The 1,126-nt window shown below is 61.0% G+C and carries 1 protein-coding gene; it reads right to left on the bottom strand.

The window, feature by feature from the left end; genetic code table 11:
* Nucleotides 1–85: 85 nt before the first annotated feature.
* The coding region (gene sufB / locus AC5ZGW_RS46345; RefSeq protein WP_496114176.1) for a Fe-S cluster assembly protein SufB at nt 86–1,126 on the bottom strand (1,041 nt) is incomplete at its 5' end.

The raw sequence follows: 1,126 nt of genomic DNA, 5'->3' as shown, positions 1-1,126 counted from the left end.
TCCGGCGATCGCCACGAACCCAGTGATCGCGAATGGCCAAACCTGAACGCCAACGAGGATGTTCCGAATGGTTTGGACCATTGGCTTATCCGACGCTGCCCTCCAAGGAGATCGAGATCAGCTTCTGCGCCTCGACCGCGAACTCCATCGGCAGCTGCTGCAGCACGTCCTTGACGAAGCCGTTGACGACGAGGCCGACCGCTTCCTCCTGGCTCAATCCGCGCTGCACGCAGTAGAACAGCACGTCCTCGGAGATCTTCGAGGTCGTCGCCTCGTGCTCGAACGTCGCCGAAGAGTTCTTCGCCTCGACATAAGGCACGGTGTGCGCGCCGCATTTATCGCCGATCAGGAGCGAGTCGCAGGCGGTGTAGTTGCGCGCGCCGGTGGCTTTGCGGTGCGCGGTGACGAGGCCGCGATAGGTGTTCTGCGATTTTCCGGCGGCGATGCCCTTGGAGATGATCCGGCTCGACGTGTTCTTGCCGAGATGGATCATCTTGGTGCCGCTGTCGACCTGCTGGTAACCGTTCGAGATCGCGATCGAGTAGAACTCGCCGCGCGAATTGTCGCCGCGCAGGATGCAGCTCGGATATTTCCAGGTGATGGCGGAGCCGGTCTCGACCTGGGTCCAGGAGATCTTCGAGTGGTCGCCACGGCAATCGCCACGCTTGGTGACGAAGTTGTAGATGCCGCCCTTACCTTCCGAGTTGCCGGGATACCAGTTCTGGACCGTCGAATATTTGATCTCGGCGTCATCGAGCGCAACGAGCTCGACCACCGCGGCGTGCAACTGATTCTCATCGCGCTGCGGCGCTGTGCAGCCTTCGAGGTAGCTCACATACGAGCCCTTGTCGGCGATGATCAGCGTGCGCTCGAACTGGCCCGTGTTGCGCTCGTTGATGCGGAAATAGGTCGACAATTCCATCGGGCAGCGCACGCCCGGCGGCACGTAGACGAACGAGCCGTCGGAGAACACCGCCGAGTTCAAGGTGGCGAAGAAGTTATCCGACGTCGGCACCACGCTGCCGAGATATTTGCGCACCAGCTCAGGATGCTCGCGGATCGCTTCCGAGATCGGCATGAAGATCACGCCGGCCTTCTTCAATTCCTTCTGGAAGGTGGTCGCAAC

The organism is Bradyrhizobium sp. Crot121 (assembly GCF_059512385.1).
This window is presented reverse-complemented; position numbering and strand designations above follow the sequence as displayed.